The following is a 12,792-nucleotide window of genomic DNA, read 5'->3' as shown; positions in this document are numbered from 1 at the left end:
TACACCAATGGGCAAGGATTAACCGTAATATCCATTGCTGGTGCGCGGGAGGATTGCGTGCTTCCCCGGGCTCCAGTTCTCTGGGCTCTTGTTCACCTTGAGTTCTAGGGACATTGGAGTGGAAAGGAATGGTTGAGCAGACCGGCGATCTCTCCTGGGCGGCGCTCAATCAGGCCATCGACGCCGTGGTTTTCATCGACCAATCCAACTGCATCACCTATTTCAATCCTGCCGCTGAACGCATGTTCGGCTATACGCCCGGGGAGGTCCTGGGGCACAATGTGCGTGTGCTGGTGCCGCCGGAGCTGCGCGACAGCCATGACGGCCTCGTCGATGCGAACCGGCGGGCCGGCACGGATGGCCTCGTCGGCCTCAGCCGGGAGGTGGCGATCCAGCGCAAGGACGGGAAGCGCATATGGGGCCTGCTCTCGCTCAGCCGGGCGCAGGTGGGAGACGCAGTGAACTACGCCGCCTTCATCCGCAATGTGACCGAGGAGGTCGCAAGCCGGACCGAACTTTACATCCTCTCCCTGGTCGCCAACGAGACCGACCGGGTGGTCCTCGTCACCGATGGCCAGCAGCGCATCATCTATGTAAACCGCGCCTTCACCCAGGTTTTCGGGTATAGCCGCGAGGAAATCGCGGGCCACAGCCCGCTGTCGTTCCTGGTGGGCGAATTCGGCGATGCCGTCATCGAGAACCGGCTTCGGCAGAAGGTGCGCGAGCGCGTCCCGTTCTCGGAGGAGCTGCTCTGCCGCCACAAGACGGATCGCCAAGTGTGGGTTTCCGCCGCCATCAGCCCGGTTTACGATCGTGAACGCAACGAACTGAGGAACATCGTCGCCGTGCTCACGGACATTACCGAGAGCAAGCAAATCGATACGCTCCAGCGCGAGGTGCTGGCGGCGGCGACCGCCGACGTGCCGCTGACCCATGTCGCCGAACTGATCTGCCGCAAGGTGGAGGCGATCCTGCCCGGCGTCGTCTGCTCGATCATGTCGGTGAGCAAGGACGGCCGCCTGCATCCGCTCGCCGCGCCCAGCCTGCCGGAGGAGTATGCGGCGGCCCTGGAGGGCCTGCCCATCGGCCCCGACGTGGGCTCGTGCGGAACCGCCGCATTCCGCGGCGAGCCCGTGATCGTCACCGACATCGCCACCAGCCCACTCTGGGAGCCCTACCGCCACCTGCCGCTGCCGGCGGACCTCGTGGCCTGCTGGTCGATCCCGGTGAAGAACCGCACCGGGCAGGTGGCCGGTACCTTCGCGCTCTATTTCCGCGAGCGCCGCGCCCCCGGCCCCTGGCACGAGCACATCATGGAGCGCTGCGTGCCGCTGTGCGCGCTGGCGCTGGAGCGCAACGAGGCCGAGGACCAGATCGCCCGCCTGTCCTCGCTCGACGCGCTCACCGGCCTGCCGAACCGCAGCCGCCTGCTTGCGACCCTCGCCTCCACCATGGCCGAGGTCAGCGAGACTGGCGAGACGGTGGTGTGCCTGATCCTCGACGTGGACCACTTCAAGGACGTCAACGACACGCTCGGCCATTCCACCGGCGACCAGATCCTGCTGGAGTTCGCGCGCCGCCTCACGGTGCAGCTGCGCGGGGCGGACATGGTGGCGCGCATCGGCGGCGACGAGTTCGCGGTGCTGCTGCGCGGCTGCGCGGCGGAGGAGGCGGCCCTCATCTCGGAGCGCCTGCTGGAGGTGCTCTCCACGGCCCCGGTGGCGGTGCAGGGCCTGCACCTCACCATGAGCGCCAGCATCGGCATCGCCATCTATCCGCTCCACGCGGCAGACGCCGAGACCGTGCTCAAGCACGCGGATGCCGCGCTCTACGAGGCCAAGCGCGACGGGCGCGGCAAGTTCCACTTCTTCACCGAGGACCTCAACCTCAAGGCCCAGAACCGGCTGGTGCTCGGCGTGGCGCTGCGCGAGGCGATCATCCACCGCCAGCTTCGCCTCGTGTTCCAGCCCCAGGTTTCGATCAAGAGCGGCGCGCTCCACGGCGTCGAGGCGCTGACGCGCTGGAGCGATCCGGTGCACGGCGAGGTGCCGGCGCCGCGCTTCATCGCGCTGGCGGAAGAGTATGGCCTGATCGAGAGCATCGACCACTGGGCCATCGAGGAGACCTGCCGCCTGATCCCCAAATGGCGCGCGCTCGGGCTCGACGTGCCGCACGTGTCGGTGAACGTCTCGCCGGTGAGCTTCCGCTCCAGCGCGGTGCTGGACGTCATCACCAAGTCGCTGGAGGAGAACGGGCTTCAGCCGGCGGACCTGAGGGTCGAGATCACCGAGCGGGTGATGATGGATCAGCACCCGAACTCGCTGAGCACCGCCCGCGCCATCGAGGCCATGGGGGTGAAGCTCGCCATGGACGATTTCGGCACCGGCTATTCGAGCCTGTCCTCCCTCGCGCAACTGCCGATCGCCGAGCTGAAGATCGACCGCTCCTTCATGCTCGCGCTGGAGGAGGACGCGAACGCCCAGGCGCTCGCCACCGCGGTGATCCGCATCGGCCACAGCCTCGGCATGACGGTGGTGGCCGAGGGCGTGGAGACCAAGGCCCAGCTCGATCTTCTGGGGGAGCTGAACTGCCACGCCGCACAGGGCTTTTTGTTCGCGCGCCCGCTGGAGGTGCCCGACTTCGAGGACTGGCTGCGCCGACGCCCCGCGGTGAACTGAAGGGCGCAGCTTGCGGTGTCGTCCCCGTCCGGCGTTTACACCCGCGCCCCCCGCCGCTATTTTCCGCGGCCCTCAGCCGGAGAATGATGAGCCATGCGCGCGGAACTCGCCGCGAAGGTCGACGAGATCAGAGCCTCTTTGGACCTCCTGCGGTCCCACCTCGACGTGGACCGCTCGCGGCGGCGTCTGGCGGAGCTGAACGCCATCGTCGAGGACCCCAAGCTCTGGGACGATCCCGAGCGGGCGCAGAAGCTGATGCAGGAGCGCACCACGCTGGAAGACGGCCTCGGCGCCATCGATCGCGTGCTGCGCGACCTTGACGACAACATCGAGCTGATCGAGCTGGGCGAGGCGGAAGGCGACGAAGGCGTCATCACCGAGGCCGCAGCATCCCTCGACGGGCTGAAGGCGGAACTCGCGCGGCGCGAGCTGGAGGCCCTGCTGTCCGGCGAGGCCGATTCCAACGACAGCTATCTCGAAGTCCATGCCGGTGCCGGCGGCACCGACAGCCAGGACTGGGCGGAGATGCTCCTGCGCATGTACCGTCGCTGGTGCGAACGCCACGGCTTCAAGGTGGAGCTGATGGACGAGAGCCAGGGCGAGCAGGCCGGGCTGAAGTCCGCCACCATTCAGGTGAAGGGCCACAATGCCTACGGCTGGCTGAAGACCGAGGCCGGCGTGCACCGCCTGGTGCGCATTTCCCCGTTCGATTCCAACGCGCGGCGGCAGACCTCCTTCGCCTCGGTGGATGTCTATCCCGTGGTGGACGACCGCATCGTGGTGGACATCAAGGAAGCCGACGTGCGGGTGGACACCATGCGCTCCGGCGGTGCGGGCGGCCAGCACGTGAACAAGACGGAATCGGCGGTGCGCCTCACCCATATCCCCACCGGCATCGCCGTGGTGAGCGAGGGCGACCGCTCCCAGCACAAGAACCGCGCCACGGCCTGGAACATGCTCCGCGCCAAGCTCTACGACCTCGAGCTGAAGAAGCGCGAGGCGGAGGCCATGGCCGAGCAGGCGGCCAAGACAGACATCGGCTGGGGCCACCAGATCCGCTCCTACGTGCTCCAGCCCTATCAGCTGGTGAAGGACCTGCGCACCGGCGTCACCTCCGGCACGCCGCAGGAGGTGCTCGACGGCGACCTCGATCCCTTCATGCAGGCGGCGCTCGCCCAGCGCGCCTATGGCGGCGGCCCGGAGAGCGTGGACGACGTGGACTGACGCCCCGCGGCGGAGGGGTCAGCCGCCGGCGCGGCTGCGCCCGTCCGGCGGGCGCGGCGCGGCGGCCATGCGCTTCGCGCTGTCCAGCGTGCCGTCGGGCGCCAGCGCCTCGATGATCCGCAAGGTGGGGTCGCCGGTGCGCGAGAGCTTGGCGATGATCGCCCTCAGGCTCTTGAATTCCTTGGCCGAGAGCGGCTCGAACAATGCGTCGTTGGCCGGGCACTGCACCAGCACCAGTTCGGCGAGAAGGCGCTCGGCCTGAGGGGTCGGCACCAGCACCACGCGGCGCCGGTCGTCCGGATTGGTGGTCTTCGCCACCAGCCCCGCCGCCACCAGCTTGTTCACCTCGATGGTCACGAACGCGCCCGACAAATGCAGGTGCTCGGCCAGCTGGTTGACGCCCAGCTCCGCCGTCTCCCGGCTCAGCCGGGAGATGGAGGCAAGGATGGTGTATTGCGTGCCGGACAGGCCGATCAGCCCGCCGAGCCGGTTGCGCACCTCGACGATGCCCGAGGCGAAGGCCAGCATGTCGTGCACCAGGCCGCGGAACTCGGTGTCCGATCCCTCCACCAGCAGCGAGGGCCGCGAGGCCGTGAGCGGCAGGCTCGGCTGCGCCGGTGCCGGCGGCGCGGGCGCGCGGGGCGGGCGGGCATCGGTGGGCAGCGGCATGGGCGGCAGCGAGGCCGCGGCCATGGGGCGCCGCGCCGGGGTGTCCTTCGGCTCGGGTCCCGGGGATCGGGGCGGTGAATTGGGCGGCAGGTTGGGCGGCATGACCTCGGCTCCGTCCACGGCGCGGTGATGCGAACGCCCGCCGGCTTCGCGCGTCTTCCAACAGGGGCTGAGAACAGTCGGCCTGATTCCCCGTCCCGCCCCAAGTTCAAATTTTAAGCCGGCAGAACGCCTTTGGCGGGCAACCGCGCGCGCCGGCGCGCGGTTGCCCGTTGCGCCTTCCGGTTCGGTCATACGGAACGCTCCGGCTTGACGTCCATCGATTTCCAAAATATCTTTGTCACAAAGCTAAATTCGGTTCACGACCATGAAACGCCAATCCGCCGCGAAAATCGATACGCCCTTCGACCCATTGGCGCTGCGCCGAGTGCTCGGCCGGTTCGCCACCGGCGTGGCGGTGGTGACCGCCGAGGGCGGCGAGGCCGGCATGGTCGGCATGACCATGAGTTCGTTCAACTCGGTCTCCCTCGACCCGCCGCTGGTGCTGTTCTCGGTGGCGCGCTCGGCCCTGTCGCTGCCCGTGCTGCGGGGGGCGCAGGGCTACGGCATCTCGATCCTCGGCCACCACCAGGAGCATGTGTCCAACCGCTTCGCCCGTCCGCTGGAGGACAAGTGGAGCGGTGTCGAGGTGCGGCGCGGCGAAAGCCAGGTGCCGCTCATCGAGGGGGCGCTCGCCCACCTCGAATGCGCACCCTACGCCTGCCATGAGGGGGGCGACCACGAGGTGTTCATCGCTCGCGTGCTGCGTTTCTCCGCCGCCGATGGCGGCGATCCGCTCATCTTCTTCGGCGGCCGCTACCGCGCCCTCGCTTCAGGCGAGGCCGGGCACGGCCAGCCGTCCCACGCTTCCCAGGGACAACGCCCATGATCAAGACCGGTGCCGAGCACATCGCCAGCCTCAAGGACGGCCGCCAGATCTTCCTCGACGGTGAGATCGTCGAGGACGCCACCACCCACCCCGCCTTCCGCCGCGCGGTGGCCTCGGTGGGGCAGATGTTCGACTTCCACAGCGCTCCGGAAAACCGGGAGCTGATGACCTTTGAGACCGACACCGGCACGCGGGCGAACCGCATCTGGCAGCTGCCGACCTCGTATGAGGAGCTGGTGACGCGCCGCAAGGGCCTGGAGGCCTGGACCGAGCTTCACGCCGGCTTCCTCGGCCGCGCGCCGGACCACGTCGCCTCCTGCATCGCCGGCATGTATATGGGCCTGCCGGCGTTCGAGGCCTACGACCCGGCCCGCGCCAAGGCGCTCGCGGACTATTACCGCTACGCCCGCGACAACGACCTCTACCTCACCTACGTCATCATTAACCCGCAGGCGGACCGCTCCAAGAGCGCGGCGCAGCAGAAGGACCCGTTCCTCTCCGCCGCCATCGTCGACCGCGACGCCGAGGGCATCACGGTGCGCGGCGCCAAGATGCTCGCCACCGGCGGCATCATGGCGAACGAGGTGTTCGTCACCTGCATCCAGCCGCTGCAGCCGGGCGACGAGGCGCACGCGCTCTCTTTCGCCATTCCCATGAACACCAAGGGGCTGAAGATCCTCTCGCGCAAGTCCTACGAGGCGGGCGCGCCCTCGGTGTTCGACAACCCGCTGTCGAGCCGCTACGACGAGAACGACGCGGTGCTCTATTTCGACGACGTGAAGGTGCCGTGGGACCGGGTGTTCATCGTCGACAGCATCGAGATGACCGGCAAGCAGTTCCACGCGACGCCGGCGCACGTCTACCAGAACTACCAGGCGCAGATCCGCCTCAAGGTGAAGATCAAGTTCCTGCTCGCCATCGCGCGCCGGACCTGCGAGATCAACGGCACCACCAACTTCCCGCAGGTGCGCGAGACGCTCGGCCAGCTTGCCGCCGAGGCGGCCATGGTGGACGCCTTCGTCGCCGCCATGGAGGCGAAGGGGTCCATGGTCGGTCCCTATTTCATCCCCGACCGCCACACCCTCTATGCGGCGCAGACGCTGGCCCAGCAGCTCTATCCGCGCTTCATCACCGCGCTGCGCGACCTCGCCGGCGGCGGCATGATCATGCTGCCGTCCTCGGTGCACGATTATGAGAACGCCGAGCTCGCCGGCCTGATCGAGAAGACCCAGCAGTCGCCCGCGGCGAACGCCGAGGAGAAGGTGAAGTTCTACAAGCTCGCCTGGGATGCGGTGGGCTCGGAATTCGCCTCGCGCCACACCCAGTACGAGATGTTCTATGCCGGGGCGAGCTTCGTGGTGAAGGGCCACTCCTTCCGCACCTATGACTGGGAGGGCGCGAACGGCCTGCTCGACCGCATGCTCGGCTCCTACGAACTGGCCGACGAGGTGAAGGCGCCGGCGAGCCCCGCCCGCGCCGCGGAGTGATGAGCCGCCGTCATCCCCCGGCTTGGCCGGGGGATCCAGGTGTGGCCGGGACCGCGTCCGCTTTTCCGGGCGCAGTGTGAACATCGCAGTGGATGCCCCGGACGAGCCGGGGCATGACGGGCGTGCAACAATTCAACTGCCTTCAAGAGGACGACGACCAGATGGCCATCAACAAGCTTCACGACGAGTTCCGCGCGGTCGACTTCTCCACCGGCTGGGAGGTGCCTCCGGGCTATCCTGAAGGCATCAAGCAGAAGATCCTCTCCGGCGCGCTCGACGAGGTGAACAAGACCGGCTCGCGCACGCGCATCCTGAAGTTCGATCCCGGCGTGTGGACCACCAAGCCCTTCGTGCACGAATACTGGGAAGAGGTGTTCCTGTTCTCCGGCGACCTCACGGTCGGCAACGACGAGAACGGCAATGGCGGCGAGGCCTTCAAGCCCTATACCTATGCCGTGCGCCCGCCGGGCGTCTATCATGGGCCGTTCAAGTCCGAGACCGGCGCCATGATGATCGAGATCCACTATTTCGATCCGGCCTGAGCGGGGCTGAGCCACCCTTCGTTCTCTCCAGCCCGCCCGGACCTCCGGGCGGGCGCAGCCGTTCCGGTCCCCATGCCCGCCTCCGCGCACCCCTCGCTCTCCGCCCGTCCCACCCTCGCCGAGCTTGCCGACGCCCTGGAAGCTGGTCGCGTGACCGCGCGCCAGCTGGTCGAGGACTGCCTCGCGCGCATCGACGATCCCACGGGGGAGGGCGCGCGCGCCTTCGCCCTGGTGGACCGCGCGGCGGCGCTCCACGCGGCGGAGGCGCAGGATGCCCTGCGGCGGGCCGGGGCGGCGCCCTCGCGCTTCGCCGGCATCCCCATCGGCGTGAAGGACCTGTTCGATATTGCGGGCCAGGTGACGACCGCCGGCTCGAAGGTTCTGGCCGGCAATGCGCCGGCGGCGGCCGACGCCATCACGGTGGCGCGCCTGCGCCGGGCCGGCTTCGTCGTCATCGGCCGCAACACCATGACCGAGTTCGCCTATTCAGGCCTCGGCATGAACCCGCACACGGGCGACCCGCGGGCGCCGTTCGAGCGCGCGGTCGGTCGGGTTTCCGGCGGCTCCACCTCGGGCGGGGCGGTGGCGGTGGCGGACGGCATGGCCCATGCCGCGCTCGGCACCGACACCGGCGGCTCGTGCCGCATCCCGGCCGCCTTCTGCGGCCTCACCGGCTACAAGCCCACCGCCGACCGCATCCCGAAGGACGGGGCGTTCCCGCTCTCCGGCACGCTCGATTCCATCGGCTCCATCGCCCGGTCGGTCGCCTGCTGCGCGGCGATCGACGCCATCCTCGCCGGCGCGGAGCCGGATGCCCTGGTGCCGCGCCCGGTCGCGGGCCTGCGGCTGCTCGTGCCCCAGACGGTGGCGTCCGACGAGATCGAGGACGCTGTCGCCGCCGCGTTCGAGGCGGCTCTGGCGCGGCTTGAAGCGGCGGGCGCGGCCATCACCCGCGCGCCGTTCCCGGAGTTCGGCGAGATCGCCGGCCTGAACGCCAAGGGCGGCTTCACGGCGGCGGAGAGCTTCGCGGTCCACCGCGCCCTCCTGGAGGAGAAGGAAGCCGCATACGATCCGCGCGTGTCGGTGCGCATCAAGCGCGGCGCCGGCCAGAGCGCGGCCGACTATCTCGACCTCGCCGCCGCCCGGCGCGACCTCGTCGCGCGGGCAAGCGCGCGGCTTGCGCCGTTCGACGCGATGGCGCTGCCGACGACGCCGATCCTGCCGCCCAAGATCGCCGACCTCGCCACGGACGACGCGGCCTATGGCCGGGTGAACCTGCTGGCGCTGCGCAACCCCACCCTCATCAACATGATCGACGGCTGCGCCATCTCGCTGCCGCTGACGGGCACGGGCGGCGCACCGGCAGGCCTGATGCTCGCGGGCATCCCCGGCGGGGACGCGGCGCTGCTCGCGCTCGCCGCCGGCGTCGAGGAAACCCTGGCGGGCTGAGCCTCACACCGGGAACAGGTTCCGCCGCACGCCGGTCATGTGGCGCAGCATGGCCTCGCGGGCGGCGGTCTGATCGTGGTCGCGGAGCGCCTCGAACACGTCGCGGTGCTCCACCAGCACGTCGGCCTTGCGGCCCGGCGCGTCGAGATTGCGGCGCAGCTTCAGCGCGCGCCATTCGCCGCTGGCCCTCAGCCCGCAGATGAGATCGTAGGCGGCGATCAGCAGGCCGTTGTGGGTGGCCGCGGCGATGGCCGCGTGAAAGCCGTGGTCGGCCGCCTCGAAGGCATCCACGTCGCCCGCCGTGGCGCACCGGCCGAGCCACGCCTCGATCTGCTGCAGGTCGGCCGGCGTCGCATTGGCCACCGCCACCGCGGCGAGCTGCGGCTCGATGACGATGCGCGCCTCCAGCAGCTGGTGCAGGCTCACGCCGGTGATGAGCGCCGCTGCGCCTGCGCGCTCCGCCACATAGGTGCCGGAGCCGACCTTTCGGGTGACGTGCCCCTCCACCTCCAGCGCCGCCAGCTCCTTGCGCACCGCCGCCCGTGACAGGCCGAGCCGCTCCGCGAGCGCGCGCTCGGTCGGCAGCTTCGCGCCCTTCGGCAGGGTGCCGTCGGAGATCGCAGCCAGAACCAGCTCCCGGATCGGAGTGGATCCGCGGGAGGGGTGGCGGGAGACGTGAACAGCGTCGAGCATTTGGGCGACCATTTTCCGCCGAGTGGTGCAAACTATCCAGGCAGGAGATGTGACGCAAGTGGCTTGACAAAAGGTCCGCCCGGAGGGTTCGATTGGGCGATCAAACGGGCCAATATGCCCAAAATGGTCGCCCAATACACCGAGGAGATGTTCATGCGGCTCGCCACCTTCCGCCCGCCAGGCGCCGACGCGTCTCGCGGGGATGCCACCTGGGGCCTCGTCCTGGGCGAGGAGGTGGTGGACGTGCCGCGCGCCGCCGCGGGGCGTCCGGGTGCGGACCGGTTCGCGCCGACGCTGAAGGGGCAGATCGCCCGCTTCGGCACCGATACGTCCGCGCTCGCCGACCTCGCCGCCGCGCTCCTGGCCGACCGCGGCCTCGCGCCGGAGGCGCGGCACCGGCTCGATGCGGTCGCCCTGCTGCCGCCGCTGCCTGATCCCGGCAAGGTCATCTGCGTCGGCAAGAACAACCGCACCCACCTGGAGGAGCTGAAGCGCAATCAGCTCATCACCGAGATGCCGGAGGAGCCCACCGGCTTCATCAAGCTCAATGCCTGCCTCGTCGGCCAGGACGCCGAGGTCGAACGGCCGGACGGCATCGTCGAGTTCGACTACGAGCCGGAACTCGCCTTCGTCATCGCCCGCCGCGCGCACCGGGTGCGCAAGGAGGACGCGATGGACCACGTGTTCGCCGTCAGCCTCCTCAACGACCTCACGGCGCGCGAGATCCAGCGGCGCGAGGTGCGCTCGGGCACCCGCTTCTGGACCGCCAAGAACATGCCCGGCTTCGGGCCGTTCGGCCCGTTCCTGGTGACGCTCGACGAGAGCGGCGACCCGGCGGACATGTGGCTCAGCTGCACGGTCAACGGGCGCGAGCGGCTGCGCTTCCACACCGGCGACCAGATCTTCCAGATCCCCGACATCATCGCCCACTTCTCGCGCTTCGTGGTGCTGGAGCCGGGCGACGTGTTCACCACCGGCTCGCCGCACGGCGTGGCGGTGGGCCAGCCCAATGCCAGCGAGCTGTTCCTGCGTCCCGGCGACCGCGTCGAAGTCGCCGCCGAGGGGCTCATGACGCTGCGCACGTCCATCGTGTGAGCCGCGTCGCGGCTGCAAGCATTCAAGACATCCAGGAGAAGACCATGGCCAGCAAGATCACCCGCGGAAACCCGAAGAACCTCGCCAATGTGAGGTCCACCATCTACCACCACTACATCCGCATCGATAATCCGCAGTCGCTCATCTTCCTGTCGGGCCAGCTCTCGCGCGATGCGGACGGCAAGCTGGTGGGGCCGGGCGACATGGCGGAGCAGACCCGCCAGGCGATCCGCAACATGGACCTCATCATGCGCGAGGCCGGCGGCACGCTGGAGGATATCGTCTCCATCGTCGTCTACACGACCGATATCCGGCAGTTCAAGGAAATCGTCGCCGCGCGGATGGAGTTCTTCAAGGACAAGCTGCCGACGAGCACCATCGTCGAGGTCAATCATCTGGCCGATCCGGGCCTCCTGATCGAGTTCCAGGCCACCGCCGTGCTGTGAATATTTCTATAAGAAGGGGAACGATAAGATGCTGAACCGACGATCTGCTTTAGCCCTCGCCTGCGCCGGGGCTCTCCTTGCACCGCTCGCGGCGCCCGCCGCCGCGGCGGACTATCCGACCCAGGCCGTGACCGTGGTGGTGCCGTTCGCGCCCGGCGGCGGCACCGACCTTCTCGGCCGGCTGATCGCCCAGGACCTGCAGAAGCGCCTCGGCCAGACCTTCGTGGTGGAGAACCGGCCCGGCGCCGCCGGCACCACCGGGGCCGCCGCCGTCAGCCGCTCGGCGCCCGACGGCTACCGCCTGCTGATGGCCGCCACCGGCGCGCTGGCGCCGTCGCCCACCGCCGCCTCCGCCTCTTATGACGTGAAGGCGCAGTTCTCGCCGGTCGCGCTCGCCGCCGCGCCGCCTTATCTGCTGGTGGTGAACGCCGACTTCCCGGCGAATTCGGTCAAGGAGCTGATCGCGCTCGCCAAGGAGAAGCCGGAGAGCGTCTCCTTCGCCTCGTCCGGCACCGGCGCGGCGTCCCATCTCGCCGCCGTGCTGTTCGAGGCCAAGACCGGCACCAAGGTGCTGCATGTGCCCTACAAGGGCGTGGGGCCGGCCATCACCGACGTGGTGAGCGGGCAGGTGACGGCCATGTTCGCGCCGCCCCCCGCCGCGCTGCCGCACGTGAAGTCGGGCCGGCTCAAGGTGCTGGGCGTCACGTCCGCCGCGCGCTCGGAGCTGTTCCCGGACTATCCCACCGTGGCCGAGGCCGGCGTGCCGGACTACGAGGCGGTGGGCTGGTTCGGCCTGTTCGGCCCCGCCGGCATGGATGCGGCCATCGTCGAGCGCCTCAACAAGGAGGTGATCGCTCTGCTCGGCACGCCGGAGATGAAGGCCCAGCTCGCCAATATGGGGGCGGTGCCCAACACCATGTCGCCGGCCGCCTTCGCCACCTTCATCGACGAGGACACCACCAAGTGGGCGCAGCTGATGCGCGCCGCAGGCATCGAGCTGAAGTAGGCTCAGGAGGACCCCGCCGGCCGGAGCCGGCGGGGTTCTTGCTCGTTCCCCGCCCCGCTCCGGCTGCGCCGTCGCCGTTCCCCGGCCCAGCGACGGCGCAGCCGGAGCGCAGAGCCGGGGTCCAGGGGAGACTCCTGCGCAGCAGGCAAGACCCCCAGAACGCCGGGGAAATGCCCGAGGCCCCAAGGCTGCAGAAGCGCCTTCGGCGGCCCCTTGCGCTGGGCCCCGGCTCGCATTCCGCTGACGCTCCATGCGTCCGGGGCGCGCGGGTGGTTCCTCCGCCCCGCGGCGGCATCAGCCGCCGCCGTGCCCCGGACCAGCGACACCGAAGGTGGAGCGCCGATCCGGGGCCCAGCGCACGACTCCCGCGCAGCGGGCCATTCCCCCTTTCGTCCCCCAAACCCACCCCGCCACCACCGCATCCGGTGCCGTTGACTCCTGTCCGGAAAGCGCTTTTCATAAGAACAAAAGAGGAACATGAAATGTCTGCGCAGCCCGAGAGGGCGTTCGCGCCGCGGCGAAGCCTTGCCGCGGCAACGGGCGCGCTCGCCTTTTCATCATCGGCCGAGGAGCCG

The 12,792-nt window shown here is 69.3% G+C and carries 11 protein-coding genes; 9 read left to right on the top strand and 2 right to left on the bottom strand.

Features of this window, described 5'->3' with window-relative positions; all coding sequences use genetic code 11:
• Positions 1–128: 128 nt before the first annotated feature.
• Together D9R14_RS18820 and prfB are read left to right on the top strand one after the other, a co-directional pair.
• Positions 129–2,678, top strand: coding sequence for an EAL domain-containing protein (locus tag D9R14_RS18820; RefSeq protein ID WP_121624889.1), 2,550 nt, complete (start codon positions 129–131; stop codon positions 2,676–2,678).
• 93 nt (positions 2,679–2,771) lie between these two features.
• Positions 2,772–3,902 (top strand): peptide chain release factor 2, encoded by a 1,131-nt coding sequence (prfB, locus tag D9R14_RS18815; protein WP_121624888.1) that lies wholly within the window; start codon positions 2,772–2,774, stop codon positions 3,900–3,902.
• An 18-nt stretch (positions 3,903–3,920) separates the two neighbouring features.
• Here prfB and D9R14_RS18810 read toward each other — a convergent pair whose 3' ends face one another.
• Positions 3,921–4,595 (bottom strand): MarR family winged helix-turn-helix transcriptional regulator, encoded by a 675-nt coding sequence (locus D9R14_RS18810; RefSeq protein WP_245420889.1) that lies wholly within the window; start codon positions 4,593–4,595, stop codon positions 3,921–3,923.
• A 343-nt stretch (positions 4,596–4,938) separates the two neighbouring features.
• Between D9R14_RS18810 and D9R14_RS18805 the strand changes: the two genes are divergently transcribed.
• From D9R14_RS18805 to D9R14_RS18790, 4 genes are all read left to right on the top strand, one after another.
• Complete coding sequence (locus D9R14_RS18805; RefSeq protein ID WP_121624887.1) at positions 4,939–5,499, top strand: flavin reductase family protein; 561 nt, start codon at positions 4,939–4,941, stop codon at positions 5,497–5,499.
• Entirely contained in the window at positions 5,496–6,986 is a 1,491-nt protein-coding gene (locus D9R14_RS18800) for a 4-hydroxyphenylacetate 3-hydroxylase family protein (RefSeq protein WP_121624886.1), read from the top strand. Before D9R14_RS18805 ends, D9R14_RS18800 begins: the two co-directional genes overlap by 4 nt.
• A gap of 113 nt (positions 6,987–7,099) precedes the next feature.
• Complete coding sequence (locus tag D9R14_RS18795) at positions 7,100–7,528, top strand: cupin domain-containing protein (RefSeq protein ID WP_245420888.1); 429 nt, start codon at positions 7,100–7,102, stop codon at positions 7,526–7,528.
• Positions 7,529–7,600: 72 nt separating this feature from the next.
• Positions 7,601–8,977, top strand: coding sequence for an amidase (locus D9R14_RS18790; protein WP_121624885.1), 1,377 nt, complete (start codon positions 7,601–7,603; stop codon positions 8,975–8,977).
• 3 nt (positions 8,978–8,980) lie between these two features.
• On the opposite strand, the gene D9R14_RS18785 is transcribed toward D9R14_RS18790, so the two are convergent.
• Positions 8,981–9,670, bottom strand: coding sequence for a FadR/GntR family transcriptional regulator (locus D9R14_RS18785; RefSeq protein WP_170168681.1), 690 nt, complete (start codon positions 9,668–9,670; stop codon positions 8,981–8,983).
• 123 nt (positions 9,671–9,793) lie between these two features.
• Between D9R14_RS18785 and D9R14_RS18780 the strand changes: the two genes are divergently transcribed.
• The 3 genes from D9R14_RS18780 to D9R14_RS18770 are packed head-to-tail and all read left to right on the top strand — an operon-like array spanning position 9,794 to position 12,217.
• A complete protein-coding gene (locus D9R14_RS18780; RefSeq protein ID WP_147453065.1) occupies positions 9,794–10,765 on the top strand; it encodes a fumarylacetoacetate hydrolase family protein in 972 nt (323 codons plus the stop codon).
• 44 nt (positions 10,766–10,809) lie between these two features.
• Positions 10,810–11,211 (top strand): RidA family protein, encoded by a 402-nt coding sequence (locus D9R14_RS18775; RefSeq protein WP_121624882.1) that lies wholly within the window; start codon positions 10,810–10,812, stop codon positions 11,209–11,211.
• Positions 11,212–11,239: 28 nt separating this feature from the next.
• A complete protein-coding gene (locus tag D9R14_RS18770; RefSeq protein WP_121624881.1) occupies positions 11,240–12,217 on the top strand; it encodes a Bug family tripartite tricarboxylate transporter substrate binding protein in 978 nt (325 codons plus the stop codon).
• The last annotated feature ends 575 nt before the right edge of the window (positions 12,218–12,792 follow it).

This window comes from Xanthobacter tagetidis (assembly GCF_003667445.1).
Lineage (GTDB): Bacteria > Pseudomonadota > Alphaproteobacteria > Rhizobiales > Xanthobacteraceae > Xanthobacter > Xanthobacter tagetidis.
The sequence above is the reverse complement of the archived record's forward strand: the minus strand, read 5'-3'. Positions and strand labels throughout refer to the sequence as shown.